Genomic DNA, 26186 nt, shown 5'->3' on the forward strand with positions numbered 1-26186 from the left:
GAGAACCCGCGGCACCCACGGAATCGGAAGCGGAAGAGCGAATGAGACGGTGAACGGATTGGCGTACGCGACACGAGCGCGCGCCACATTTCGCGGTGGCCGCCCGGCGGGCCTTCGGGCGAACGGTGTGGGCGGCGCCCGACGAGATGAGCGCGCGGTCGATACAGACGATCGGAAGATACCCTCGCGCAGCGCCTTCCGGAATCTCTGTCATAGAGATCACAGAACGATATTCAACGATCGAGGGGGCCAGGGAATTTCCGGTGTGTTGCCATCCGATGAAGAAGTCTTCCGTCGGCGACGCCGAAGCCCCCGGCGCCCTGCCCTTACCGTGTCCACGGCTCGCGTTCACGGCGTTCACTCGGACCGACTCCGGTCCCGCGCAGGCTAGTTGGTCGTGGTCAACGCGGCGCACGGCGGGAAACCCCCGTTTCTTGCCCGGCACGTCGCATTCCCCCTCAGTTCGTTCTCGGATCGCATCGGCTGCGTATCGCGGGCGCCGACGTGGTCGCGGACGCCCCCGGAAGGAAACAAGGAGGGACACCAGAAGTTGAGACCAATCCCGCGCGACAGAGAGGGCGGTGTGGACCCTCTGGTGCTCCCCCGAGCGCAGCCCCACGCTACGGCGGCACAAGGGGGTGCGCGTATGACAGATAACTGCCTAGGCAATGCCACTCGGGGGCCACGATGTGATGTCGCGCCGATCGGTTAAAACCCCATGACACACGCCGCCACATTGCGGTAATCGCGGCTTCACGGTGCCCACCTGGGCCATCGTGGTCGGTGACGTGACGCACGGCCATTTCCCGCGTTCCGCCGTTTCGACCACCGCGCCCCCGGCCCCACACCCGCTTGGGCCCGTGCCCACCGAGGAGCCCCGCCTTGTCACCTCGCCATCCGCTGCGCGCGCTGTCCTGCGCCCTGTTGCTGATCGCCTGCGCGGCGTGCGACGGGGCGTCGGGTTCCGACGCCGGCCGAGACCCGGGTGCCGCGCGGCCCGGCGCGGCCGGCGTCGGCGACCGGCTCTTCCCCGGCCTCGGCAACGGCGGCTACGACGTCACCCACTACGACCTGGCCCTCGACTACGCCCCGAAGACCAACCGGTTGCGCGGCACGGCACGCCTCACCGCCCGCGCCACGAGCCGACTCAGCTCCCTCAACCTGGACCTGACGGGGCTTCGGGTGCTGCGGGCCACGGTCAACGGGGCGCCGGCCGAGGTCACCCGCGAGGGTGCCGAACTGACGCTCACCCCGCGCCGGCCGCTGGCCGGCGGGCGGGCGTTCACCGCGACCGTCGAGTACGCCGGGACGCCCAGAACGCTGGTGGGCGCCGACGACAGCGAGGAAGGCTGGATCGAGACCACGGACGGCGCCGTGGCGCTCGGCGAACCCTCCGGCTCCACGGCCTGGTTCCCCGGCAACCACCACCCCAGCGACAAGGCCCCGTACGACATCGCCGTCACCGTCCCGGCCGGTTACACCGCGGTGGCCGGCGGCGAGCTGCGCGAGCGCCGGACCCGTGACGGCCGCACCACCTTCGCCTGGCACAGCGCCGAGCCGATGGCCAGCTACCTGGCCACGGTCGCCATCGGCACCTTCGACGTACGCACCCGCGGCGACCTGCGCGCGGGCACCACCACCGACCCCGAGGAGCCCCACATCGACACCCAGGAGAAACCCCAGGAAGCAGCGCCGAACGACGCCCACGCACCCGCCCCGCCCGACAGCCGGGTCGGCGGCGGCCAGCCGGCCGGCACACCACGAGCCGGCGGGCGACAAGGCGGCGAACGGCGGAACGGCCAGCGGCGGGCCGGGGGCGACGTGCCGCAGTACGTGGCGATCGACCCGACGCAGGCGGCGGCGAGCCGGCACGTGGCCGACCAGCTCACCGAGATCATGGACTGGGAGACCGGCCTCTTCGGCCCCTACCCGTTCTCCTCGACCGGCGCCATCGTCGACGACACGCCCGACCTCGGCTACGCCCTGGAGACCCAGACCAAGCCGTACTACAGCACGCCGCCCGACGCCTACCTCCAGGTCCACGAGCTGGCCCACCAGTGGTTCGGCAACTCGCTCACACCGCGCACCTGGGGCGACATCTGGCTCAACGAGGGCTTCGCCACATACGCCGAGTGGCTGTGGGAGGTGGAGCGGGACGACGCGGGTCGCACCGCGGACGAGATCTTCCGCGACTACTACGACGGCTCCGACGGCCAGAGCGAGGGCATCTGGGCCTTCCCACCCGGCACCCCGCCCGGGCCCGAACACCTCCTCGACCCGCCGGTCTACGGGCGCGGCGCGATGACCCTGCACCGGCTGCGGCAGACGGTCGGCGACCACACCTTCTTCGCCATCGTCCGCGCCTGGGTCGCCGAACACCGGCACGCCACGGTCACCACCGAGGAGTTCATCGCCCTGTGCGAACGCCTGTCGGGCCGCGACCTAGGCGAACTCTTCGACGCGTGGCTGTACGAGAAGGGTCGGCCGAAGCTGTCCTGACCGGGCCCGCGCCACCGACCGGGCAAGCGCCACCGACCGGACACCGTGTCGCCGATCGGGCGCCGTGCCGCGGACCGGGCGCCGTGCCGACGCGCGGCGCGCGCCCGGCTCGAGCGGTCAGCCGCGGCGGCGCCGGGCCAGGCGGCGGGCGAGCGACGGAGCGGCGGCGCCGGCCAGCAGGGCGGCGAGCGGCAGGGCGACGTCCAGCCAGGGCCGGCGCAGCGGCCGGTAGGTCGCGGCGCCGTCCTTGATCTCGATGAAGCCACGGGGCCGGGTGAGGGCTCCCCCGCCGCCCATGCCCTCACCGGCCCCCGCGCCCGCGCCCGGCCCCGAGCCGACGCCGACGCCGAACCCGACGCTGACCTCGGCGACGGGGATGACGGTGACACCCTCGGCGGTGACGGGCTCGCCGTACGCCACCGCCGCCGAGACCCGGCCGCCGATCTCGTCGGCCAGCCGCTCCAGTCGGGCCTCCAACCCCGGCCCGGCCGACGGCGGAAGCGCGGGCCGGGAGGCGGGACGGGGAGTGGGCCGGCCCGTGGCGTCCGGAGCGGTCATCGCGTGCCTCCAACGGCGTGGCGTACGAACGGTGTGGGCCACGAACAGTAGCCGCCCCCTCCGACCGCCCGCCGCTAGGACCGCGCCCCCGCTCCCGCTCCCGCGAACGCCTTGCGGTACTCCCGGGGCGACACCCCGACGTGCAGCGTGAAGTGGCGGCGCAGGTTGGCCGCGCTGCCCAGGCCGCTGCGCTCGCTGACCCGCTCGATGGGAAGCGTGGTGGTCTCAAGCAGCGTCTGGGCCCGCGCGAGGCGCTCGTTGAGCAGCCACTTGAGGGGCGTGGTGCCCGTCGCCGCCTGGAGCTGCCGGAAGAAGGTGCGCGGGCTGACCCCCGCGCGCCGGGCCAGGTCGACCACGGTCAGCGGCTCGTGCAGCCGCTCGCTCGCCCACTCCAGGACCGGGCCGAGCCCCGCGTCGTCGGTGGCCGGCACCGACAGGTCGATGAACTGCGCCTGCCCGCCGGCCCGGTGCGCCGGCACCACCATGCGCCGCGCGAGTTGGCCCGCCACCCGCGCCCCGAGGTCGCAGCGCACCAGGTGCAGACACAGGTCGAGTCCCGCGGTCATCCCGGCGCTGGTGAGCACGTCCCCGTCGTCCACGTACAACACCGAGTCGTCCACGATGACCTTCGGATACCGCTTGGCCAGGTCGTCGGTGTGCATCCAGTGCGCGGTGGCCCGCCGCCCGTCCAGCAGGCCCGCCTCGGCCAGCGCGAACGCGCCGGTGCACAGCGACACCATCCGCGCGCCCGACTCGGCCGCCAGCCGCAGCGCGGCCACCAGCTCGGGCGGCACCGGCGCCTCGCCGTCCACCACCGACATCGGCACCGAGGGGACGATGACGGTGTCGGCCGTCGCCAGCGCGTCCAGCCCGTACCGGGTGCGCAGCGCGAAGCCGCCCGGCGGCTCGTCCTCCGCCGCGCCGCCCGGGTCGGGGCGGGTGGCGCACAGCCGCAGCGTGTACCAGGTGTCGGCCAGGTCCGGCTGCGGCTTGCCGAACACCGAACAGGCGATGGCCAGTTCGTACAGGTCCCACGGCGGCACATCGACGTCGTCCACCACGGCGATCGCCACGCTGCCCGGTCTCATGCCCCACTCCCCCGCCAAGCGCCCCCGAGGGCGCGAAACCCATGGTCCATGGCCCGCACCGTACGTCAGACCACTGACAGCGCCCTGCCGGGCGCCGCCAGTTCGCCGGGTCCGGCGCCGCTCTCGCGGCGGCAGGCGACGGCCGACGAGGGCCCGGCGAAGGCCCCACGAAAGCCCGGCGGGAGACTGGCGGAAGGCTGGCAGGAATTTTGCGCAGGGCGTCAGTTCTGCCGCTGTCCGGGGCGCTCGGCCGGTGCGAGCGTAGAGACCAAGCAAGGCACCCGCCGCGCACCTCACCGGCAACCGGAAACCGGACCGGAACCGGGGACCGCGGGCCGGCGGGCCACGCCCCCGCACGGCGTACGTCACGGCGCGCGGCACCTCCCCACTCACCCGGCCAAGGCCGCGCCCCGCCCTGCCCACCTTCCCTACGCATCCGCACCACTCACCACCCATCACCGCAGGAGCATCACGCACCATGAGCACCTCGCGCCCCAACACCGCCAACGCCACTACCGCCACCACCACCGCTCCCGAGACCCAGCAGACCCAGAGGGACCAGGAGGCTCAGCAGGCCCCGCCGACCAGCGTCAGCGTCCTCGGCCTCGGCCTGATGGGGCAGGCGCTGGCCGCCGCCCTCGTCGGCGCCGGCCACGCCACCACCGTCTGGAACCGCTCGCCCGACAAGGCGGCGGACCTCGTCACCCAGGGCGCGACGCTGGCCGCTACCGCCCGTGACGCGGCGGTCGCGAGTGACGTGGTGATCGTCTGCGTCACGGAGTACGACGCCGTGCGCGCCCTGGTCGAACCGCTCGCCGACGCCCTGCGCGGCCGGCTCCTGGTCAACCTCACCTCCGGCTCGTCCGCGCAGGCCAGGGAGTTCGCCGCGTGGGCGGCCGAGCACGGTGTCGACTACCTGGACGGCGCGATCATGGCCATCCCGCCGGTCGTCGGCACGCCGCACGCCTTCATCCTCTACGCCGGCGAGCGCTCCGCGTACGAGGCCGCCGAACCCGCCCTGCGCGCCCTCGCCCCGGCCGGCACCACCCACCTCGGTGCCGACCACGGCCTGTCGTCGCTGTACGACGTCGCGCTGCTCGGCCTGATGTGGGGCGCCCTGAACAGCTTCCTGCACGGCGCGGCGCTGCTGGGCACGGCGGGGGTGCCGGCGACGGAGTTCGCGCCGTTCGCCAACCAGTGGCTCGGCTCGGTCACCGGCTTCGTCTCCGCGTACGCCGCGCAGATCGACGCCGGCGCGTACCCGGCCGAGGACGCGAAGATCGAGACCCACCTCGCGACGATGCACCACCTCCTGCACGAGAGCGAGGCGGGCGGCGTGGACACCGCGCTGCCGCGCTTCGTCAAGGCCCTGACCGACCAGGCCATCGCCCAGGGCCACGGCGAGTCCAGCTACGCGGCGATGATCGAGCAGTTCCGCAAGCCCACCGCCACGCCCGAGCCCGGCGCGTAAGCGGGCCGGCGCGTAAGCGGGCCAGTGCGTGAGCGGGCTGGCGCGTCACGCGTATGCAGGCCGGCGCGGCAGCAAGCCGACGCGTAGGCAGTCCGACGCGGCAGCCGCCCGGCGCGTCGCCAGGCGCGCCGCACCCAAGCCGCTCGCGGAGCCGGTGCCGCCGCCGGAAACGCGGTCGCACCGGCCCGCGCGTCGACCTACGCTGCCCGCGTGGGCGTCTTCTCCTAGGCACACGGACGCAGTGCGCGTTCCCAGCCCGGCCGGCCGCGAGCCGCCGGGCCCCGTCCGTACGCCCGAAACACCCGCCCAGGAGAACCCACCCATGTCCGACCTTCCTTCCCTCTCCTCCCCTCCCTCCCCTTCTTCTGCTCCCTCTGCTCCCTCTGCTTCTCCCGCCCTCGACCGTCGCGTGGCCCGGCTGCGCGAACTCGCCGCCGCCGAACCCCGGTTGACGGGCGTGCTGCTGTACGGCTCGTGGACGGTCGGCGAGGCCGACGCGCACTCCGACATCGAGGCGTACCTGTACGTCGAGGACGACGCCCTCGCCGACTTCGACGGCCGCGCCTTCGTCGAACGACTGGCCCCGCTGCGGCTCGCGTACACCAACCTGTACGGCATCCTCGCGGTCGTCTTCGACGACCTGATGCGGGGCGAGTTCCACGTCGTCGCGGCCGGGCCCGGCATCGCGGAGATCGACTCGTGGCGGGGCATGGTGCATCTGCCCCGCCCGGAGGCGGCCGTGCTGCTCGACCGGGACGGCCGGCTGACCGAGGCGGCCGGTGGGCTCGCCGCGTTCCAGCCGCCGGAGCCCGTGGAGACCGCCCAGCAGCTCGCGGACGAGCTGGCCAACTGGACGCTGATGCTGGCCCATGTGCTGGCCCGGGGCGAGACGGGCCGCGCGCACGCCCTGCTGCACACGGTGGTCGCCCCGTTCCAGCTCCAGCTCTGCCGGCTGCTGCGGGACTCCACCGCGCACTGGCTCACCCCGAGCCGGGCCATGGAGGCCGACCTCCCCGCCGCCGACCTCGCCCGCTACCGCGCGACCACGGCCGCGGCCCACCTCCCCGAGGTGCGGGTCGCGGCCCGGCAGAGCTGGCAGTGGTCGCGCGAGCTGACGGCCGAGGCCGCCGCGCGCTGGGGCACCGGCTTCGCCCCCGAACTGCACGCCGTCATCGCCGCGTTGCTCGCCGGCGAGGAGCCCACTGGCTAGGCCGCGAGGACCCGGCGGCAGGCTAGGCGGCCGGGGTCGCCTCGGTCACCACCGGGGCGTTCTCGGCGGCCGGGGCGTTCTCGGCGGCCGGGCCGGACTCGCCGCGCGGGGCCGGCCCGGCAGCCGCGTCGGCGCGCCGCTCGGCCCGCCGACGCCGCAGGTCGGGCACGAGGGTGAGGATCCCGACCGCGGCCATGGCGGCCCCGAGCCACACCGGGGCGCGCAGCCCGAAGTGGTTGATGCCGACGCCGCCGACCGCGGAGCCGACGATGACCCCGAACGTGATGAACGACGAGTGCACGCTGTTGATCAGCGCCCCGGGGTTGGCCACCCGCTGCACGCGGGTGATCATCGCCGGGTTCATCGTGACGCCCACCAGGCCGATGCCCATCATGAACGCCACGGCCGGCACCTTGACGTGGGCCAGCAGCGCGAAGCCCGCCAGGAAGGCCATGTTGAGCGCGAGCCCGGTCAACAGCACGGCCAGGGTGTACCGGTCGGCGAGCCGCCCGACGATGACGTTGCCGATCACCGTGGCCGCCCCGTACGCCGCCAGCAACAGCGGCACCATGCTCTCGCCGAACCCGGTGACCTCGGTCAGGATCGGGTTGAGGTAGCTGAACGTGGCGAACGTCGCACCGATGATCAACATCGAGGTGGACAGCACCAGCCACAGCCTCGGATTGCGCAGCGCCACCGCCTGGCTCCGGAAGTCGCCGCCGGCGTCCACCCGCTTCAGGGCCGGTACGCCGACGATCGTGATCAGCGCGGCCAGCACGGCAAGCCCGGAGATGGCCCAGAAGGCCGCGCGCCAGCCGAAGTGCTCACCGATCAGCGTGGACAGCGGCAGCCCGAGCAGCGTGCCGAGCATCAGCCCGTTCATCGCCACGGCCATCGCCCGCCCGCCCTGCCCCGGCGGCGCCAGCCGGGCGCACAGCGCCAGCGACACGCCGAAGAACGCCTGCGAGGCCGTACCGGTGATGACGCGCGCCAGCATCATGATCGCGTACGTGGACGCCGTGGCGGCCAGCACGTTCCCCACCAGGAAGATCGCGAACAACACCAGCAACGCCGACTTCTGCTCCATCCGCAGCAGGGCGATGGTCAGGAAGGGCCCGCCGAAGGCCATGGCGACGGCGAACGCGGTGATCAGATAGCCCACCTGCGCGACGCTGACGTCCAGCCCGTCGGCCATCTGGGGCATCAACCCGGCGACGACGAACTCGCTCGTGACCATGGAAAAAATTCCCAGGGCGAGCACGTAAATGGCACGTGGCACGGCATGTACTCCTGTGTTGATGAAATTGATGAAAATTGACGGAAGAGGGCGAGTGGGGGTGCAGGTCGGCGGGACCGACGTGTACACCAGACGCGGGTTTTAGATAGATCAGTACAAAACTTGCCCACACCGAGCCGCGCCGCCCCCACGGGACGACGCGGTTCAGCCGACCGACGGGTCGGCTAACGGACTAGCAAGACAGGGCCACCAAGGCCGTATCGGCGACGCTCTCCAACACGGCCCGGTCGGCGCCCCCTTGGGCCGAGACGCGCATCCCGCCGATGACCGCGTTGATGAAGCGGGCCAGCGAGTCCGCGTCACGGGCCGTCGAGATCTCCCCGGCACGCTGCCCCGCCTCGATCACGCCCCGAAACGACGCGAGCCGCCGCTCCAGGTCCCGCGCCAACAGCGCCGCGACCTCCGGATCACGACCGGCGATCTCGACGGTGGTGTTCACCGTGAGGCACCCGACGCTGCGCCCCTCGACCCGCCGCTCGAACTCGCCGTCGATCACCACGTCGAACAACGCCCGCAACCGCTCCATGACCGGCCGCTCGGCCTGCTCCAGAACGGCCACCTGCCCGGCGGTCATGACGTCCATGTACCGCGCCAGCGCCCGCGTGAAGAGTTCATGCTTGCTGCTGAAGGTGTTGTAGATGCTGCTCCGCCCCAGACCCGTGGCACTACAGAGGTCCTGGGTGGAGGTGGCCTCATACCCCTTCACCCAGAACGCCCAGACAGCCGCGTCCAGGGCCCGCTCCTCGTCGAATGTCCTCGGTCGGGCCATGCGATCACCGTAGCAGGTTTTGGACTGATCGATGCAATACGGGTTCGGGGGCGGGCGGCTCCGCTACGGTTGGACCATGACCGCACTGCCCGACTGGATGCGCCCGCCGCGCGCGGAAGGCTGGTTCGCGGAGGACCTGGACCGCCTCCCCGAGGCCCCCCGCCATACAGAGCTCATCGACGGAGCGCTCGTCTTCATGATGTCCCCGCAGAGGTCCTGGCATGGCCGTCTCGTCACGGCCCTGACCACCACGCTCATGGCACAGGCTCCGACCGGCTTCGAAGTCGAGCGCGAAATGACAATCCGCCTCGACGCCCGCAACCGACCGGAGCCGGACCTTCTACTGACTGACCTGCCCTACGACCCCGACCGCACCTGGTACGCCGCCGAGGACGTGCGGCTCGTCATCGAGGTGGTGTCCCCCGAGTCCGCCCACCGCGACCGCACGGTCAAGCTCCGCAAGTACGCGGAAGCCGGCATCCCGCACTACTGGTGCGTCGAGGACGAGGCCGGCGCCCCCGTCGTCCACGTCTACGAGTTGGACGCCCCCACCTCGGCCTACGCCCCCGCCGGCATCTTCCGGGGCACCCTCGACCGCCCGGTGCCCTTCAAGATCAACCTTGACCTGACGAGGCTGCTCCCGCCCCGTAAGAGCTGAGGCGAACGGGAGGGAGATCCGGATGGCACCGCGGGGTAACAAGTGCCTGCTGGCCATCGAGTGCAAGTACTACACCGCCAACCTCGTCGGCATCGGCCACGCGCGTGATGTCGAAGGGCTGCACACTGACCTGCGGATGCCCGCAACCTGTTCGTCTCCAACACGGGAGCATCGAGCGTGGTCAAGTACCTGTCCGCCCGCAAGCACGGGTACGAGCGGGAGGTCGTACCGGCCAACATCAACACCGTCGGCTACACACGCGGCCAGATCCGCGAGGCGTTCAAGATCTACCTCTGCAAAACTGCTCCGTCATCCAAACCCTCATCACCGCCACCGAAGCCCAAGGCCACGAGGCAGCGCTCGGAACCACACGAGGCGCGCCCCCGCCCCATCGGCGCCGCAAGGCACCACCGCACTTCTCCATCACCGCCCAAGGCGAAAGTGTCGGATTCCTCGTCCTTCAAGAACAGGAACGCAGCGAGTTCGCCGAATACTGGTAGCTCCACCGCCACTCACTGATCAACCATCGAAAGCCAGAAAGCAGACCAGGGGAGCTCACACCGCCACGAGCCGTACCCGCTCGCCGCACAGCTTGGCCATGTCGTCGATGTCGGAAGTCAGCATGACCACGGGGCGGTGCTGTCGCAGCGCGGCCTCGGCGACGGCCGCATCGATCGCGTACTCGTGTCCGTGCAACCCGGCATTCATCAGCAACTTCGAGGCAGCCCTCGCCTCCTCGTCACCGACCGGGACGACCCGCAGCCCGGAAAGCACCCAGTTCAGGCGGGACTTGTTCGTACGGGCATGGAAGGCCTCGATGATGGTGAGCGCACTGATCACGACCTCCATGCCGCGCGAGCGCGCCTCAGCGATCAGAGCCACCACCTGCTCGTCGTCGGCGAGCAACTTCGAAAGTCCCTCGCTGTCGAGGACCAGAGTCCCCTCGTGACTCAACCTGCGGCGGGCCACTCGGCCTCCTCGGCGAACACCTCGTCGAAGACCTGCCGCGCCCGCTGACGAGCCGGCTCGGAGACCGGCCCCTTGCGGCTCTCGTAGTCCGCCAGGTACTCGTCCAGGACCTGCCCGCGCAGCTCGCGCTCGACCGCCTCGGCGATGAACGCGGAGAACTCCCTCTTGCCCACCCGGGCCCGGATCGCCTCCGCGGTCCCCTCCGGCAGCGACAGACTCACCCGCGTCGCCGGGCCTTCCCCGATGCTGTACGTCGTCTCAGCCATGCCCACGATTGTGTCAAACGAGTAGGAAAAGTGCCACGTCCGCACTGCCTTCGCACTCGGCCAGCGCCCCGCTCGCGCGAATCCCAGCACGGGTGCCCCCATCCCAGCACGATCCCAGCACGGTAGGGATGATCAGGGGTGATGACAGGTGACGAGGGGGCAGCTATCCCAGCACCATGCCAGCACGGGAAAAACCAAGGGCCCGACCCCGAAGAGCCGGACCCATCTGACCTGCATGTTGCCAGATCAGCGACGTGGTGTTATCTCACCCGTCACACATTGAACCGAAACTCCACCACGTCCCCGTCCTGCATCACGTAGTCCTTGCCCTCCATGCGCGCCTTGCCCGCCGCGCGGGCGTCGGCGACCGAGCCGGTGGCGACCAGGTCGTCGAAGGAGATGACCTCGGCCTTGATGAAGCCCTTCTGGAAGTCCGTGTGGATGACGCCCGCCGCCTCCGGGGCCGTCGCGCCCTTCTTGATGGTCCAGGCGCGGGCCTCCTTGGGGCCGGCGGTCAGGTAGGTCTGGAGGCCCAGGGTCTCGAAGCCGACGCGGGCGAGGGTGGCGAGGCCCGGTTCTTCCTGGCCCATGGACTGGAGGAGTTCCAGGGCCTCGTCGTCGGACAGCTCGATCAGTTCGGACTCGATCTTCGCGTTGAGGAAGATCGCCTCGGCCGGGGCCACCAGGGCGCGCTGGGCGTCCTTGAAGGACTCGTCGACCAGCTCGTCCTCGTCCACGTTGAAGACGTACAGGAACGGCTTGGTGGTCAGCAGGTGCAGCTCGTGCAGGAGCTGGCCCTGCTCCGTGTTGCGGGTGATGCCGGCCGAGAAGAGGGTGCGGCCCTCTTCGAGAATCTTCTGCGCGGCCTCGGCGGCGGCAACCACGTGCACCTTGTCCTTCTGCAGGCGCGACTCCTTGGTGAGCCGGGGCAGCGCCTTCTCGATGGACTGGAGGTCGGCCAGGATCAGCTCGGTGTTGATCGTCTCGATGTCGTCCTTGGGTGAGACCTTGCCGTCCACGTGGACCACGTTCTCGTCCTGGAAGGCCCGGATGACCTGGCAGATCGCGTCCGACTCGCGGATGTTCGCGAGGAACTTGTTGCCCAGGCCCTCGCCCTCCGACGCGCCGCGGACGATGCCCGCGATGTCGACGAAGTCCACCGTCGCCGGCAGCTTGCGCTGCGAGGAGAAGATCTCGGCGAGGGTGTCGAGGCGGGGGTCGGGCACGCCCACGACGCCGACGTTCGGCTCGATGGTGGCGAACGGGTAGTTGGCCGCCAGCACGTCGTTCTTGGTCAGGGCGTTGAACAGGGTCGACTTGCCGACATTCGGCAGGCCGACGATTCCGATCGTGAGCGACACGTGGCGACTTCCCGTAGCGAGAATTGGGTAGGGCGGGCCCGGACGGGCCGGTCCACCAGTCTACGGGCCCACTCCGAACACTCCCCCGCCCGGCCACCCGGCCGCCCGGCCACCCCGGCAGCACGAGTGCCCAGCCGCCCGACCCCACCGCCGCCCAGCCGCCCGGCCTCACCGCCACCCGGGCGGCGACGCCGTGTGCCGTCAGCCGCGGAGGGCGCCCGCGCGCCGCCCGGCCACCCCACCGCGGGCCCGGCCCACCACCACACAGCCCCAGATTCCCGCTCTGCCCGGCATGCGCCCGTACGGCCGTATCGAGTACCCCACCGGGCGGACTATCGGTCGAACACACAATCAAGGTGAGTCAAAGCGCGTGTCCATGGCCCCTGCACCGGGGCGGGGCGACCTACGTTGGTGCGGTGGAACGACCCAGTACGCGTACGCCCCGCCGTACGGCACCGTCGCCCCGGCCGCCCGCCGGAGGTTCGGCCGGTGTCGGTGTCGGCGGTGCCGGCGCCGACACCGGTGAGAACGCCACCGTCTACCGGGCGCGGGCCGCCGGGCCGCTGCCCGAGCCGCTGCTCGCCGCGGTGCGCAGACTGCCTGAGCCCAAGCTGACCGGGTTCGGCACCGGCATGCTGGCCACCCTCGCCATGCTCGCCGTGGGGTGCCTGGCCGCGCTGCTGCTGTCCGGTTCGACGGTCGCGTACGGCCTGTTCTTCCTGCTGGTCTGCGCGGCCAGCGGGGTGTGGGTGCGGCCGGCGGACCTGATCGCCGGGCCGGTCAGCGTGCCGATCGCCTTCGCGGTCGGGCTCGTCCCGCTGGGCGAGGGCGGGGACGGGTTCGGCGAGCACGCGATGAACGTCGTCACCGCGCTCTCGCTTGAGGTCGGCTGGCTGTACACGGGCACGCTGATCACCGGCCTGATCGTCCTCGTACGTCGCGTCGCGCTGGTCGGCCGGCGCCAACGGCGGGCCCGGCAGCACGCCGGGGCGCAGTCGGCCGGCGCCGAACGCGCCGGCGCGCACGAGCGCGAGGCCGACCGGCCGGGGCCGGCCCAGCCCGCGGCGCCGGGCGAGGACGCCGCGTACGCCGAAGGCCAGCGCCGGACCCCGCGTGCGGGGCGCGGGCCCGAGGCGCGGCCCGGCCGGGCCGCCGCCCGCGGGCGCTGAGACGCCGGCCGCGTCCACGACCCCGCGGGGCAGGGCAGCCGGGCGGGCCAGGGCAGCCCCGCAGGCCAGGGCGGCCGTGCACCGGGCGGCCAGAGGTCAGAAGCCGGCGGCCGAGCCCGGGTCGGGCGTGGTGAGGGTGGTCGCGGCCGGGTGCGGGTGGGAGGCCGAGCCGGCGGGTCGGGCGGCGAGCGCCGCGGCCATCGCCCCGCCGACGATCCCCGCGTTGTTACGAAGCTGCGCGGGCACCACCTCGGCCTGGATGCCCTCGATGAGCGGCAGGAACTTGTCCGCCTTGCGGCTCACGCCGCCGCCGATGATGAACAGCTCGGGCGAGAACAGCATCTCCACGTGGGCCAGGTACTTCTGCACCCGGCGGGCCCAGTGTTGCCAGCTCAGGTCCCCCTCCTCCTTGGCCCGGGTGGAGGCGCGCTCCTCGGCCTCGTGACCGTGCAGTTCCAGGTGGCCCAGCTCCGTGTTGGGCACCAACTGCCCGCCGCTGAAGACGGCGCTGCCGATGCCGGTGCCGAAGGTCAGGAGGATGACGGTCCCGGTCCGGCCCCGCCCGGCGCCGAACCGCACCTCCGCGATGCCCGCCGCGTCCGCGTCGTTGACCAGCGTGACGGGCGCGCCCACCCGCTCGGCGAGCTTCTGCGCGGCGTTCACGCCGATCCACGCCTTGTCCACGTTGGCGGCGGTACGCGCCGCGCCGTCGACCACCACGCCGGGATAGGTGGCCCCGACCGGGCCGGACCAACCGAAGTGCTCGATCACCTCACAGACGCCGTCGAGCACGGCGTCCGGGGTCGCCGGGTGCGGGGTGAGCACCTTGTGTCGTTCGGCCGCCAGGTCGCCGCGTTCCAGGTCGACCGGTGCGCCCTTGATGCCGGAGCCGCCGATGTCCACACCGAATACGTTCATGAAGACCACGCTACGACGGGGCGGCCGGCCCTGACCCCGATTCGACGGGCCGCGCCCTCTTCGTCGGCGCTCGCCGCCGCCACGGCAGGTCCGGTCCGGCCTCGCTCCGTCGGACTCGGCCCCACCGGGTCGGACCGGCTCGGCCCCATCCTGCAGGGCTCGGCCCCACCGCAGCGAACCGGTCTCGCCCCCGTCCACCGGGCCGTCGCCAGGGGAGCGCGCCGGCGCGCGGCGGCGTAACGAACGGGCCGGCCGGGGCGCGGAGGCTTCCCGCGCCCCGGCCTGGGCCCCGCCCGAGCGGTGTCGGCCGATGACGGGCGCGAGGCTGGGGCCTGGCGGCCCGGGCCCGGGCCCGGGCGCCCGATCGGGTCAGGCGGTGGCTTCGCCCTCGACGGGGCCCCGGGAGGCCGCTGCCGCCGCCTCGGCGCGCAGGTCCCGGCGCAACTCCTTGGGCAGCGAGAACGTGATGCTCTCCCGCATCGGCTGCACCACCTCGACGTCCGCGAACCCGCGCTCGGCGAGCCACTCAAGGACGCCCTCGACCAGTACGTCGGGCACCGAAGCGCCCGAGGAGACGCCGACGGTGCGCACCCCTTCGAGCCACGCCTCGTCGATCTCGCTCGCGTAGTCGACCAGGTGACCGGCCTTGGCGCCGGCGCCGAGCGCCACCTCGACCAGCCGCACCGAGTTGGAGGAGTTCTTCGAGCCGACGACGATGACCAGGTCGGAGTCAGCGGCTATCTGCTTGACGGCGACCTGGCGGTTTTGCGTCGCGTAGCAGATGTCGTCGCTGGGCGGGCTGATGAGCTGGGGGAACTTCTCCTTGAGGGCGTCCACCGTCTCCATCGTCTCGTCCACGGAGAGGGTGGTCTGGGAGAGCCACACGACCTTGGACTCGTCCCTGACCTCGACGTTCGCGACGTCGTCGGGGCCGTCGACCAGCGTGACGTGATCGGGCGCCTCGCCACTGGTGCCGATGACCTCCTCGTGGCCCTCGTGGCCGATCAGGAGAATGTCGTAGTCGTCCTTGGCGAACCGGACGGCTTCCTTGTGGACCTTGGTCACCAGCGGGCAGGTCGCGTCGATGGTGGCGAGGCGGCGCTCGGCCGCCTCCTCGTGGACGACCGGCGCGACGCCGTGCGCCGAGAAGATCACGATGGAGCCCTCGGGCACCTCCTCCGTCTCCTCGACGAAGATCGCGCCCTTCTTCTCCAGGGTCCGTACGACGTACTTGTTGTGGACGATTTCCTTGCGCACGTAGATGGGTGCGCCGTACTGCTCCAGGGCTTTCTCGACAGCGATCACGGCACGGTCCACACCCGCGCAGTACCCCCGCGGGGCTGCGAGCAGGACCCGGCCGGTGGCGCGCGAAGCATCTCCGCTGGGGGCCGTGGCGGGCGTCGGGCTGGGCGTTGCGGTCATGCTGACCATGGTACGGCCGTGCCGCAGCGCGGAAAGGGCGCTCGGGTGGATCAGACTGAGCCGAGGCGCGCGACCTTTGGAGGCATCATGGCCGGCCCGAAGACCACACAGGCCACACTGCGACGCACGCTCACCTTCCGCGATCTGGTCGTCTACGGCCTGTTGTTCATCGCGCCGATGGCTCCCGTCGGTGTCTTCGGCACCCTGGACGCCAAGTCGCACGGCGCGGTGGCGCTGGTGTACCTGGTGGCGACGGTGGCGATGGCCTTCACCGCGTACTCGTACGCCCAGATGGTCCGCGTCGCCCCGCGCGCCGGCTCCGTCTTCACCTACGCCCGGGTCGGGCTGGGCGAGGGCCCCGGCTTCATCGCCGGGTGGATGGCGATGCTCGACTACCTGCTCATCCCCGCGGTCGCGTACCTCTTCTCCGGCATCGCGATGGAGGAGCTGGTGCCGTCGGTGGACCGGTGGGTGTGGACCGCGATCGCCGTCGTGGTGACCACCGGGCTCAACCTGTGGGGCGTGCGGGCGGCGGCGCTGGTCGGGTTCCTGGTGCTCGCGATGGAGATCGCGGTGTTGCTGGTGTTCGTGGCCGCCGCGCTGGTGGAGCTGGCCGCGCACGGCGCGCAGCGCGACTGGCTCTCGCCGCTGACCGGGCAGAGCGGGTTCACGATCTCGGCCGTGTTCGGCGCGGTGTCGGTGGCCGTCCTGTCGTACCTGGGCTTCGACGCCATCGCCTCGTTCGCGGAGGAGACGCTGGACGACGGCGACGGTAAGGGCGGTAAGGACGGTAGAGGCGATACGACCCGTAAGGGTGGCAAGGGGAGCAAGGCGGGCGGGGCCGGCGTACCGGCGGTCGCAGGGGGTGCGCCGGCGGGCAAGGGGAGCGGGTGGCGCAGCGCCGCGGGCCCGGCGCGGGTCTCGCGCGCGGTGCTGACCTGCCTGGCCGTGGCGGGCTTCCTGTTCATCGTGCAGACCTACCTGGCCGCGCTGCTCTCCCCCACCTCGTCCTCGGAGCTGGCCGCCGACCCCGCCGCGCAGGGCGGTGCCTTCTACTCCGCGGTCGACTCCTCCGTGGGCACCTGGCTGCACGACCTGGTGGCGGTGAGCAAGGCGATCGGCGCGGCGTTCGCGGCGCTGGCCGGGCAGGCCGCGGCCGGGCGGCTGCTGTTCGCGATGGCCCGCGACCGGCGGCTGCCCGGCGTGGTGGCCAAGGTGAACGCGCACAGCGGGGTGCCTCGCCGGGCGCTGCTCAGCGCCGCCGTGGTCACGCTGGTCGCGGCGGTGTGGGCGGCGCGGCGCGACGACGGGCTCGACCGGCTGGTCTCGGTGGTCGACGTCGGCGCCCTGACCGCGTTCGCGCTGCTGCACGCGTCGGTGATCGGCTGGTTCTGGGTACGCAAGCGGGCCGAGGTGCCGAGCGTGTTGCGGCACGTGCTGGTGCCGCTGGTCGGCATGGGCATCGTCATCGCGGTGATCGTGGAGGCGTCGAGCACGGCGCAGCTCATCGGCGCGATCTGGCTGGGCGTGGGCTTCGTGGTCCTGGCGGCGCAGTGGCGCGGGCGTGCGGCGGGCGGTACGGGTGGTGCGGGTAGTAAGGGTGGTACGAGCGGTACGGCAGGCCCGTCGAGCGGCCCCGGCAATCCGGGCGCCGGCGCACGCTGACGGCGGCCGGGAGCGTACGCGCCCACTGCCGGGCACCGGGCGCTGTCGGTGGCCGCGGCTACGCTCGTGCGCATGGCTAGGCAAACGTCTGCGGAGACGCCCATCCCGGTCGGCGAGGTGTCCCGGCTCATCGGGGGCTGGATCGACCGGTTGGGGGCGGTGTGGGTGGAGGGGCAGATCACCCAGCTCTCCCGGCGGCCGGGCGCGGGCGTGGTGTTCCTGACGCTGCGCGACCCCTCGTACGACATCTCCCTGACCGTCACGTGCTTCCGGTCCGTCTTCGAGCAGGTGGCGGACTCGGTATCGGAGGGCGCGCGGGTCGTGGTGCACGCCAAGCCGGAGTGGTACGCGCCGCGCGGCCAGCTCTCGCTGCGGGCGGCGGAGATCCGCCCGGTGGGCGTGGGCGAGCTGCTGGCCAGGCTGGAGCGGCTGAAGAAGTCGCTGGCCGCCGAGGGCCTCTTCGCGGCCGACCGCAAGCGCCCGGTGCCGTTCCTGCCGCAGCTCGTCGGCCTGGTCTGCGGACGGGCCTCGGCGGCCGAGCGGGACGTGCTGGAGAACGCGCGGCTGCGCTGGCCGGCGGTGCGGTTCGAGGTGCGCACGGTGCCGGTGCAGGGGGTGCACGCGGTGCCGCGGGTCATCGAGGCGGTCAAGGAGCTCGACGCCCATGCCGAGGTCGACGTGATCGTGGTGGCGCGCGGCGGCGGCAGCGTGGAGGACCTGCTGCCGTTCTCCGACGAACAGTTGATCCGGGCCGTGGCCGCCTGCCGTACGCCGGTGGTTTCGGCCATCGGCCACGAGCCGGACTCGCCGCTGCTCGACCTCGTCGCCGACCTGCGGGCCTCCACGCCCACGGACGCGGCGAAGAAGGTGGTGCCGGACGTCGGCGAGGAGCTGACCCGGGTGCGGCACCTGCGCGAGCGCGCGCTGCGCGCGGTCGGCGGCCAGCTCGACCGCGAGGAGCGCGGCCTGGCCGCGGCCCTGGCCCGGCCGTGCCTGCGGCAGCCGGAGCGCATGGTGGACGACCGCGAGGAGCAGGTCGCGGCCCTGCTGCACCGCAGCCGCGGCACGCTGCGGCACCTCCTCGACCGCGCCGACTCGGAACTCGCCCACACCCGCGCGCGCGTGGTGGCCCTGTCCCCCGCGGCGACCCTGCGCCGGGGGTACGCGGTGCTCCAGCACGAGGACGGCGCGGTGGTACGGGATGCCGCCGAGGTCGCCGACGGCGAGCGACTGCGCGCCCGGGTCGCCGACGGCGCGTTCACGGTGACGGCCGAGCGGCCGGCTGAGGAGGCGTAGCGAAGGGGCGTACGCGGGCCCGACGGGCCGGGGCCGGCGGTGGCGTCGAGGTCGTCGGACCCCTTCGCCACCGCGCGGCGACCGGTCAGAAGCGCGGGTCGAGAACCGAACCCCACGTCCAGTTGCCGGGAACCGACGGCTTCCAGTCGCCGTTGAGCTTGATCGTCTCCCAGTCGGGGTGGTCGGGGTTCAGCGACGTCCAGTGCTCGTAGTAGCCGTTCTTCGGGTAGAGGCAGTCCCGCCAGGTGTACGAGCCCTGGCCGAGGTAGAGGTTCGAGCGCTCCCCCAACCCGCCGGACTGGAGCCAGTCGTACGTGCCCGCCGCCAGGTGGATGTCGCGTTCGACGCAGGATTTCGCCATGCCGCTGGTGGGCCGGTCCGTGAGGTGCTGGGTCTTCTTGTTGTGGGCGGTCTCGGCCGCGGACGCGGGGCCCGCCACACCGAGGACGGCCACGCCGAGCAGGGCCGTCGCCGTGCTGAGCCTGCGCGGGATTCGTGCCACGATCGCTTCCTTCCGATGGGTTCGAACCGAGATGCCGGACAACGGGCACGGTCGGGCGCCGACGACCGAACGGCCGGGGCTCCCCGCCGCGCCCTGTCCCGGGCGCGGTCCAGATGTAACGCGGACCCGCCGTGACCGGTCCCCGCCTCGCGGGCGGCTCCGTGTGCGGGGGACGCCGTACGACCGCGACCGCGCTGTCGTACCGCGCGCATAGGCTGGAGGCATGGTGAAGACGGGCGAGAAGTCGACCGAGACCGCGCTCGGGTACGAGCAGGCGCGGGACGAGCTGGTCGAGGTGGTGCGGCGGCTGGAGACGGGCGGCACCACGCTGGAGGAGTCGCTCGCGTTGTGGGAGCGGGGCGAGGAGCTGGCGCAGGTGTGCCGCCGCTGGCTGGACGGCGCGCGGGCGCGGCTCGACGCCGCCCTCGCCGAGCGCTCCGACGCCGCCGACGCCGCCGACACGTCGGAAGCGGCCGGCTCCGGCCGGTCGGCCCGCTCCGCCGATGCGTCGGGCACGGCGCCCGGCGAGGGCGAAGCCGCTGGCTGACCTGGCGCTGCCCGACCCGCCCCGCCGGCCCGGTCCGCGTCCACGCGGCCCGGGCGGGTGGGGCGGCGCGCTGTGTGGGGGCGAGGGCGCGCCCGATCGCGCGTGCGTGAGCTGGGGCACCCTCGCGACGTTTTAGTTGAAACTTAATCTAAAACGCGTACAGTGAGAGACGCCAAGCTCGGCCTTGTGCCGCTAGATCAGCACAAACAAGCAGAAGGTATGTCATGACTCTCGCCCTGGACGCGACCGCCCAGAACCTGCTCTTCCGTGAGGCCCACACGGCCAACACCTTCACCGACGAGCCGGTGACCGAGGAGCAGATCAAGGCGATCTACGACCTGGTCAAGTACGCCCCCACGGCGTTCAACATGTCGCCGCTGCGGGTGCTGCTCGTCCGCTCGCCCGAGGCCCGTGAGCGCCTAGTCTCGCACATGGCCGAGGGTAACCGCCCGAAGACCGCCGCCGCCCCGCTGGTGGCCGTGCTCGCCGTGGACCACGAGTTCCACGAGGAGCTGCCCAAGCTCTTCCCGCACGCCCCGGGCATCAAGGACGCCTTCTTCGCCGAGCGCCCGGTGCGCGAGCAGGCCGGCACGTTCAACGCCTCGCTCCAGATCGGCTACTTCATCCTCGGCGTCCGCGCCGCCGGCCTCGCCGCCGGCCCGATGACCGGCTTCGACGCGGCCGGCCTGAGCAAGGAGTTCTTCGCCGACGGCGACCACCAGGTGCTGGCCGTGGTCAACCTGGGCAAGCCGGGCGAGGGCGCGTTCAACCCCCGCTCGCCGCGCCTGGAGTACGACGAGGTCGTCACCACCGTCTGAAGCCCGACCCCGGCTCCGGCCACCGCCGGCGGCCCCGGCCGCCGGCCACGCCGTACCGCGCCCCCGCACCCCACCCGGGTCGGGGGCGTCGCGCGTCTCGGGAGCGGCCCGCAGACCGCGCTCGCGCGTTCGCGCCGGCCGCATCGGGCCGACCGCCGGGCCGCCACCCGACCGTTGGCCCACCCGACCGTTGGCCCGCCGGGCCGCTGGGCCGCTGACCTGCCGACTCGCTGGCCCGCTGGGTCCGCTGGCCCGCTGGGGCCTTACTCGGCGGGCTTGGCCGAGGCGGACTCGGTGCCCTGTGGGGCGAAGCTGGGCCGCTGGCCCTTCTTCATCTCCAGCGCGTCGACCATCCGCAGCAGGTCCCGCTCGGGCGCGGTGCCGGTGACCACGGTCGTGACGCCCGGCTCCTCGTGGACCAGCGCGTTGTACTTCTCGCCCGCGTACCGGTTCCACTTCTTACCGTCGACCTCGACGGCGCCGCCGCGCTGCTTGGCCTTGTGCGTGACGTCGGCCACGTACTGCCGCACCCGGTCCGTGTCGCTCTGCTCGACGCCGACGTACTCCTTGTCGGGTGTCAGGTACCCCAGGTGCCACACGGCGCCGAGGTCCGACTGCCCCCGGTAGCTGACCGAGGTGGCGCGCCACTCCCGGGGCAACCCCTCGGGCGCGGCGACGGCGTAGGGGGCCGTCCGGCGCACCTGGTCGACCTCGACGCGGGTGTTCACCGTCTTGATCGGGTCCTTGCTGTCATCGTGCGGAATGAAGACGTAGATGCCCGCTGCGGCGACCATCGTCACGCCCAACGACAGCACCAGATTCTGTACGGTTCGATTCTCACCACGCTTGCCGGCCACAGCACCATGGTCCCCTATGCCCCGAGCGGTCTGACCAGCGGCCCCGATCCGCCGCGCGGTGGATCTCCGCAGGCCGAGTGATCGCGCTCATACGTGGGGTCCACTGCTCATTTTCGCGGCGTACCGATAAAGTCGTGCACACCCTCGCCCTCCTTGCCCCGCTTCGGGCGGGAGGGGTCACACGGCCGTCGCCGTACAGAAAGGTGCGTTCCGATGACCGAGCATCATCTGCCGTCCCCCCTCGAAGTCAGCCCCGAGGCTCCCGACCGCAACCTGGCGTTGGAGCTGGTCCGGGTGACCGAGGCCGGCGCCATGGCGTCCGGTCGCTGGGTCGGCCGTGGCGACAAGAACGGCGCGGACGGCGCGGCAGTCAAGGCCATGCGTTCGCTCGTGCACACGGTCTCGATGAACGGCGTCGTCGTCATCGGCGAAGGCGAGAAGGACGAAGCGCCGATGCTCTTCAACGGCGAGCGCGTCGGCGACGGGACCGGCCCGGAGTGCGACGTGGCCGTCGACCCGGTGGACGGCACCACGCTCACCGCCAAGGGCATGGCCAACGCGGTCTCGGTGCTCGCCGTCGCCGAGCGCGGCTCCATGTTCGACCCGTCGGCCGTCTTCTACATGGACAAGCTCGTCACGGGCCCGGAGGCGGCCGAGTTCGTGGACATCACGGCCCCGGTCGGCGTGAACATCCGGCGCATCGCCAAGGCCAAGCGCTCGAGCCCGGAGGACGTCACCGTCGTCATCCTGGACCGGCCGCGCCACGACTCCGTCGTGAAGGAGGTCCGGGAGGCCGGGGCCCGGATCAAGTTCATCTCGGACGGCGACGTCGCGGGTGCGATCATGGCCGTGCGCGAAGGCACCGGCGTGGACCTGCTGCTCGGCATCGGCGGCACCCCGGAGGGCATCATCGCGGCGTGCGCGATCAAGTGCCTGGGCGGCACCATCCAGGCCAGGCTGTGGCCCAAGGACGACGTGGAGCGCCAGCGCGCCCTGGACGCGGGTCACGACCTGGACCGGGTGCTCCAGACCGACGACCTGGTCAGCGGCGACAACGTGTTCTTCGTCGCCACCGGCATCACCGACGGCGACCTGCTGCGCGGCGTGCGCTACCGGGCCGAGACCGCGACCACCCAGTCGCTGGTCATGCGCTCGAAGTCGGGCACGATCCGGCAGATCGACTCCACCCACCGGCTGTCCAAGCTGCGCGCGTACGCCTCGGTCGACTTCGAGCGCGCCCGCTGAGCCACCGCCCCCGCCAGGCGCCGCCCACCGAAGCCCGCTGACGGAGCGCGCCACCCGTACGACGCGACCGCCCGTACGACACAGCCGCCCGTACGACGCGACCGTCGGCGCCACGCGACCGGTACCCGACGGCGGCTCGTACGTCACAGCCGCGGGGAGACAGTCGCTGGCACGGGCGCTGACACGGACGGGGCTCGTACCGGACAGCGTGGGTAGGGCACAACGGAGCCGGGTCCGCCGATCGACGGCGGACCCGGCTCCCCCGCTTTCCGCGCGCGTGGGACGCGGGACAGCGGTGGCACCTGGGTGGGGTCAGGGCGTGGGCCGCGGGCAGGCGTGAGCCGGCTGGCGGGGGCGCCGTCAGCCCGCCGCGGCGACCCGCACCGCTCGCTGGAGCTCCGCCTCGCGCCGCCTGCGGCGGGCCAGCACCACGCGGCGCTCGGCGGCCGTGAGGCCGCCCCACACGCCGTACGGCTCGGGCTGTATGAGTGCGTGCTCCCGGCACTCGACCATGACCGGGCAGCGGGCACAGACCCGCTTCGCGGCCTCTTCCCGGGACAGTCGGGCGGCGGTCGGTTCCTTGGAGGGGGCGAAGAAGAGCCCGGCTTCGTCGCGGCGGCACACCGCCTCGGAATGCCAGGGGCCGGCCTGATCGCGAGCGTGCTCACGCTGCGGGGGCACGGCGGCGTCCTGCAGGGGGTGATGCGGTTGCAGCACGGTCTACTCCTGACGACGGCTCCGGTTTGGGTCACCCTTGCCCGCCTCGCTGCGCACGACCGTTCGCGCCCGCAGCCGTACGAGAGACGATGCACGAAGCTTTACCCGCTGTGCGGGTGCTTATGCACACGGTTGCCTCGCGTCGTACAGACGTTCCGTTCGGCGCGTGGAGCTGTGCCTTTCCGGCCCGCCGTACTGGGGGTTCTCGACCGTTCGTTCGCGCCCCCTAAGCGTTCAGGTTCCGGACCCGCTTCCCGCGCTTGGGCTTGGCCTCCACGCCACCGAAGACCGCGAAGCCGCTGACGACCACCACCGGGGCCGCCGGGTCCTCCGCTTCCGTGTCGGCGACGTCGAAGCCGCCGAAGATGCCGGTGCCCGCGGAGCGCAGGGTGACGTTCTCCGGCACCCGGATCTCCACGCCGCCGAAGATCGCGGTGGCCTGGATGACGATCTCCTGCTGCTCGAAGACCGCCTCGGTCAGGTCGATCTCCACGCCCCCGAAGAGCGCGAACGCGTTGGTCTTGCGGCCCACCCGCCAGCGCCCCCGGCGGCCGGCGCCGCCGAAGACCGCGATCAGGTTGTCGGTGAGCGAGTTGCGCGGGGGCGGCAGCGTGGGCGTGCTGGCGGACGCGGGGCGTGCCGCCCGCGCCCCGTCCGGGTCCGCCGCGGTGCCCGCCGTCGGCAGATCCCGTACGAACGGGGCGAGTTCACCCCGCGTCTTCGCCTCGTACACCCCGCCGATCCGCTCGGCGTGCTCTTCTGCGGTCAGCCGTCCCTCCGCGAGGGCCTCGCGGAGGATGTCGGCGACACGGTCGCGGTCGGCGTCGGAGGCCCGGATGGCGTCCGCCGGCACGGCCGGGGCGGCGGCCGGGGGTGCGGCGGCGGGCTTGGTCAAGGGAACCGGCTGGTGTTCGTCCACGCGCCCCAGCGTAGCGATACGCGATAGATCGCGATAGAGGCGGCTGGGACTACTGAGTCTCACCTCACCGACACGGTGTCGGACCGCCGTTCTACCCTGGTGGGCGCTCCCCTCGCTCTGCCCCGGGAAGCGCCTGCCATGGACGTCAGCGACTAACCGCAGTGAGGATTGGCCCCCGATGCCTGAGTTCGCGTACACGGATCTGCTTCCCGTTGGCCCGGACACCACCCCGTACCGGCTCGTGACCGCCGAGGGTGTGAGCACCTTCGAGGCGGACGGGCGGACGTTCCTCAGGGTGGAGCCGGAGGCGCTGCGGAAGCTGGCGGCCGAGGCCATGCACGACATCTCGCACTACCTGCGCCCGGCCCACCTCGCCCAGTTGCGGCGCATCCTGGACGACCCGGAGGCCAGCCCGAACGACCGGTTCGTGGCGCTCGACCTGCTGAAGAACGCCAACATCGCGGCGGCCGGCGTGCTCCCGATGTGCCAGGACACCGGCACCGCGATCGTGATGGGCAAGCGCGGCCAGCAGGTCCTGACGGCCGGCGGCGACGAAGAGGCCCTCTCGCGCGGCATCTACGACGCGTACACCCAGCTCAACCTGCGGTACTCGCAGATGGCCCCGCTGACCATGTGGGACGAGAAGAACACCGGCTCCAACCTCCCCGCGCAGATCGAGCTGTACGCGACGGACGGCGACGCCTACAAGTTCCTCTTCATGGCCAAGGGCGGCGGCTCGGCCAACAAGTCCTTCCTCTACCAGGAGACGAAGGCGGTGTTGAACGAGGCGTCGATGATGAAGTTCCTGGAAGAGAAGATCCGCTCCCTCGGCACCGCCGCCTGCCCGCCGTACCACCTCGCGATCGTCGTCGGCGGCACCAGCGCGGAGTTCGCGCTCAAGACCGCCAAGTACGCCTCCGCGCACTACCTGGACGAGCTGCCCGCCGAGGGCTCGCCCACCGGGCACGGCTTCCGGGACCGGGAGCTGGAGGAGAAGGTCTTCGAGCTGACCCAGAAGATCGGCATCGGCGCCCAGTTCGGCGGCAAGTACTTCTGCCACGACGTGCGCGTGGTGCGGCTGCCGCGACACGGCGCGTCCTGCCCGGTGGCCATCGCCGTCTCCTGCTCGGCCGACCGGCAGGCGGTCGCGAAGATCACCGCCGAGGGCGTCTTCCTGGAGCAGTTGGAGACCGACCCGGCGCGCTTCCTGCCGGAGACCACCGCCGAGGAGCTGACCAAGGGCGCCGGCCCGGACCTGGACGCGGTGGCCGTCGACCTCAACCAGCCGATGGACGCCATCCTGGCCGAGCTGTCCCGGCATCCGGTCAAGACCCGGCTCTCGCTCACCGGCACGCTGGTCGTCGCCCGCGACATCGCGCACGCCAAGATCAAGGAGCGGCTGGACGCGGGCGAGGAGATGCCGGCCTACCTCAGGGACCACCCGGTGTACTACGCCGGCCCGGCCAAGACCCCCGAGGGGTACGCGTCCGGGTCCTTCGGGCCGACCACGGCGGGCCGGATGGACGCGTACGTCGAGCAGTTCCAGGCGGCCGGCGGCTCCAAGGTGATGCTCGCCAAGGGCAACCGCTCCGCCCAGGTCACCAAGGCGTGCGCCACCCACGGCGGCTTCTACCTCGGCTCCATCGGCGGCCCCGCCGCCCGCCTCGCGCAGGACTGCATCAAGAAGGTGGAGGTCCTGGAGTACGAGGAGCTGGGCATGGAGGCCGTCTGGCGGATCGAGGTCGAGGACTTCCCGGCGTTCATCGTCGTCGACGACAAGGGCAACGACTTCTTCGCCGACCCGTCCCCGACCCAGCCCCTGCTGACCAGCATCCCGGTGCGCGCGGCGGACTGACCCGGGCCCTTTCCGTACGAGGGAGCCCCCGGCCGGGGCGCGTTGCCGGCGTCGGGGGCTCTCGCCGTGCGGCGGCTCGCCGTACGGCGGTCAGGACGTGAGCCGCCGCG

General features: G+C 72.3%; 24 protein-coding genes. 11 read left to right on the plus strand and 13 right to left on the minus strand.

What is annotated here, in order from left to right; genetic code table 11:
- Positions 1 to 882 precede the first annotated feature (882 nt).
- On the plus strand, positions 883 to 2499 hold the full coding sequence (locus H7H31_RS33835) for a M1 family metallopeptidase (protein WP_232109793.1): 1617 nt from the start codon (positions 883 to 885) through the stop codon (positions 2497 to 2499).
- A 117-nt stretch (positions 2500 to 2616) separates the two neighbouring features.
- On the opposite strand, the gene H7H31_RS11235 is transcribed toward H7H31_RS33835, so the two are convergent.
- Both H7H31_RS11235 and H7H31_RS11240 read right to left on the minus strand, forming a co-directional pair.
- Positions 2617 to 3057 carry a spore germination protein GerW family protein gene (locus H7H31_RS11235; RefSeq protein WP_187117897.1) on the minus strand — a complete coding sequence of 147 codons (441 nt, stop codon included), beginning with the start codon at positions 3055 to 3057 and terminating at the stop codon, positions 2617 to 2619.
- A 74-nt stretch (positions 3058 to 3131) separates the two neighbouring features.
- The gene (locus H7H31_RS11240; RefSeq protein WP_187059891.1) at positions 3132 to 4145 is read right to left on the minus strand and encodes a helix-turn-helix domain-containing protein; all 1014 of its coding nucleotides are present in this window, start codon (positions 4143 to 4145) and stop codon (positions 3132 to 3134) included.
- A gap of 478 nt (positions 4146 to 4623) precedes the next feature.
- On the opposite strand from H7H31_RS11240, the gene H7H31_RS11245 reads away from it, so the two are divergent.
- Complete coding sequence (locus H7H31_RS11245; RefSeq protein ID WP_187059892.1) at positions 4624 to 5616, plus strand: NAD(P)-dependent oxidoreductase; 993 nt, start codon at positions 4624 to 4626, stop codon at positions 5614 to 5616.
- 322 nt (positions 5617 to 5938) lie between these two features.
- On the plus strand, positions 5939 to 6826 hold the full coding sequence (locus tag H7H31_RS11250) for a nucleotidyltransferase domain-containing protein (RefSeq protein ID WP_187060596.1): 888 nt from the start codon (positions 5939 to 5941) through the stop codon (positions 6824 to 6826).
- Between the two features lie 22 nt (positions 6827 to 6848).
- On the opposite strand, the gene H7H31_RS11255 is transcribed toward H7H31_RS11250, so the two are convergent.
- Together H7H31_RS11255 and H7H31_RS11260 are read right to left on the minus strand one after the other, a co-directional pair.
- A complete protein-coding gene (locus H7H31_RS11255; RefSeq protein ID WP_187060597.1) occupies positions 6849 to 8105 on the minus strand; it encodes an MFS transporter in 1257 nt (418 codons plus the stop codon).
- Between the two features lie 190 nt (positions 8106 to 8295).
- A complete protein-coding gene (locus H7H31_RS11260; protein ID WP_187060598.1) occupies positions 8296 to 8892 on the minus strand; it encodes a TetR/AcrR family transcriptional regulator in 597 nt (198 codons plus the stop codon).
- 76 nt (positions 8893 to 8968) lie between these two features.
- On the opposite strand from H7H31_RS11260, the gene H7H31_RS11265 reads away from it, so the two are divergent.
- Complete coding sequence (locus H7H31_RS11265) at positions 8969 to 9550, plus strand: Uma2 family endonuclease (RefSeq protein ID WP_187060599.1); 582 nt, start codon at positions 8969 to 8971, stop codon at positions 9548 to 9550.
- A 555-nt stretch (positions 9551 to 10105) separates the two neighbouring features.
- On the opposite strand, the gene H7H31_RS11270 is transcribed toward H7H31_RS11265, so the two are convergent.
- The 3 genes from H7H31_RS11270 to ychF all read right to left on the minus strand — a co-directional run bounded on the left by H7H31_RS11270 (position 10106) and on the right by ychF (position 12146).
- Positions 10106 to 10519, minus strand: coding sequence for a DNA-binding protein (locus H7H31_RS11270; RefSeq protein ID WP_187060600.1), 414 nt, complete (start codon positions 10517 to 10519; stop codon positions 10106 to 10108).
- On the minus strand, positions 10501 to 10785 hold the full coding sequence (locus tag H7H31_RS11275) for a hypothetical protein (RefSeq protein ID WP_006138089.1): 285 nt from the start codon (positions 10783 to 10785) through the stop codon (positions 10501 to 10503). The genes H7H31_RS11270 and H7H31_RS11275 overlap by 19 nt, the downstream gene beginning before the upstream one ends.
- 272 nt (positions 10786 to 11057) lie before the next feature.
- Positions 11058 to 12146 (minus strand): redox-regulated ATPase YchF, encoded by a 1089-nt coding sequence (ychF, locus tag H7H31_RS11280; RefSeq protein WP_187060601.1) that lies wholly within the window; start codon positions 12144 to 12146, stop codon positions 11058 to 11060.
- A 416-nt stretch (positions 12147 to 12562) separates the two neighbouring features.
- On the opposite strand from ychF, the gene H7H31_RS11285 reads away from it, so the two are divergent.
- Entirely contained in the window at positions 12563 to 13315 is a 753-nt protein-coding gene (locus tag H7H31_RS11285; RefSeq protein ID WP_187063156.1) for a DUF6542 domain-containing protein, read from the plus strand.
- A gap of 96 nt (positions 13316 to 13411) precedes the next feature.
- Here H7H31_RS11285 and ppgK read toward each other — a convergent pair whose 3' ends face one another.
- Positions 13412 to 14233 (minus strand): polyphosphate--glucose phosphotransferase, encoded by an 822-nt coding sequence (gene ppgK, locus H7H31_RS11290; protein WP_187063157.1) that lies wholly within the window; start codon positions 14231 to 14233, stop codon positions 13412 to 13414.
- A gap of 369 nt (positions 14234 to 14602) precedes the next feature.
- A complete protein-coding gene (locus H7H31_RS11295) occupies positions 14603 to 15655 on the minus strand; it encodes a 4-hydroxy-3-methylbut-2-enyl diphosphate reductase (RefSeq protein WP_176163817.1) in 1053 nt (350 codons plus the stop codon).
- A gap of 87 nt (positions 15656 to 15742) precedes the next feature.
- On the opposite strand from H7H31_RS11295, the gene H7H31_RS33840 reads away from it, so the two are divergent.
- Both H7H31_RS33840 and xseA read left to right on the plus strand, forming a co-directional pair.
- Positions 15743 to 17320, plus strand: a complete 1578-nt coding sequence (locus tag H7H31_RS33840; RefSeq protein ID WP_232109794.1) for an APC family permease — start codon at positions 15743 to 15745, stop codon at positions 17318 to 17320.
- 72 nt (positions 17321 to 17392) lie between these two features.
- Positions 17393 to 18616 carry an exodeoxyribonuclease VII large subunit gene (gene xseA, locus H7H31_RS11310; protein ID WP_187063158.1) on the plus strand — a complete coding sequence of 408 codons (1224 nt, stop codon included), beginning with the start codon at positions 17393 to 17395 and terminating at the stop codon, positions 18614 to 18616.
- An 85-nt stretch (positions 18617 to 18701) separates the two neighbouring features.
- Here xseA and H7H31_RS11315 read toward each other — a convergent pair whose 3' ends face one another.
- Complete coding sequence (locus H7H31_RS11315; protein ID WP_187063159.1) at positions 18702 to 19118, minus strand: hypothetical protein; 417 nt, start codon at positions 19116 to 19118, stop codon at positions 18702 to 18704.
- A gap of 223 nt (positions 19119 to 19341) precedes the next feature.
- Between H7H31_RS11315 and H7H31_RS11320 the strand changes: the two genes are divergently transcribed.
- Both H7H31_RS11320 and H7H31_RS11325 read left to right on the plus strand, forming a co-directional pair.
- Positions 19342 to 19665, plus strand: a complete 324-nt coding sequence (locus H7H31_RS11320) for an exodeoxyribonuclease VII small subunit (protein WP_187063160.1) — start codon at positions 19342 to 19344, stop codon at positions 19663 to 19665.
- Between the two features lie 224 nt (positions 19666 to 19889).
- Positions 19890 to 20483: a malonic semialdehyde reductase gene (locus tag H7H31_RS11325; protein ID WP_176163814.1), complete on the plus strand. Its 594-nt coding sequence runs from the start codon at positions 19890 to 19892 to the stop codon at positions 20481 to 20483.
- Between the two features lie 263 nt (positions 20484 to 20746).
- On the opposite strand, the gene H7H31_RS11330 is transcribed toward H7H31_RS11325, so the two are convergent.
- On the minus strand, positions 20747 to 21340 hold the full coding sequence (locus H7H31_RS11330) for a DUF4245 domain-containing protein (RefSeq protein WP_232109795.1): 594 nt from the start codon (positions 21338 to 21340) through the stop codon (positions 20747 to 20749).
- A 213-nt stretch (positions 21341 to 21553) separates the two neighbouring features.
- Between H7H31_RS11330 and glpX the strand changes: the two genes are divergently transcribed.
- Positions 21554 to 22585 (plus strand): class II fructose-bisphosphatase, encoded by a 1032-nt coding sequence (glpX, locus tag H7H31_RS11335; protein WP_187063161.1) that lies wholly within the window; start codon positions 21554 to 21556, stop codon positions 22583 to 22585.
- A 360-nt stretch (positions 22586 to 22945) separates the two neighbouring features.
- Here glpX and H7H31_RS11340 read toward each other — a convergent pair whose 3' ends face one another.
- Both H7H31_RS11340 and H7H31_RS11345 read right to left on the minus strand, forming a co-directional pair.
- Entirely contained in the window at positions 22946 to 23302 is a 357-nt protein-coding gene (locus H7H31_RS11340; RefSeq protein ID WP_176163812.1) for a WhiB family transcriptional regulator, read from the minus strand.
- 226 nt (positions 23303 to 23528) lie between these two features.
- Positions 23529 to 24221 carry a DUF1707 SHOCT-like domain-containing protein gene (locus tag H7H31_RS11345; RefSeq protein WP_187063162.1) on the minus strand — a complete coding sequence of 231 codons (693 nt, stop codon included), beginning with the start codon at positions 24219 to 24221 and terminating at the stop codon, positions 23529 to 23531.
- A 178-nt stretch (positions 24222 to 24399) separates the two neighbouring features.
- Here H7H31_RS11345 and H7H31_RS11350 point away from each other — a divergent pair, with 178 nt between their 5' ends.
- Positions 24400 to 26076: a fumarate hydratase gene (locus H7H31_RS11350; RefSeq protein WP_187063163.1), complete on the plus strand. Its 1677-nt coding sequence runs from the start codon at positions 24400 to 24402 to the stop codon at positions 26074 to 26076.
- The last annotated feature ends 110 nt before the right edge of the window (positions 26077 to 26186 follow it).

The organism is Streptomyces buecherae (assembly GCF_014295035.1).
GTDB classification, from domain to species: Bacteria; Actinomycetota; Actinomycetes; order Streptomycetales; family Streptomycetaceae; genus Streptomyces; species Streptomyces youssoufiensis.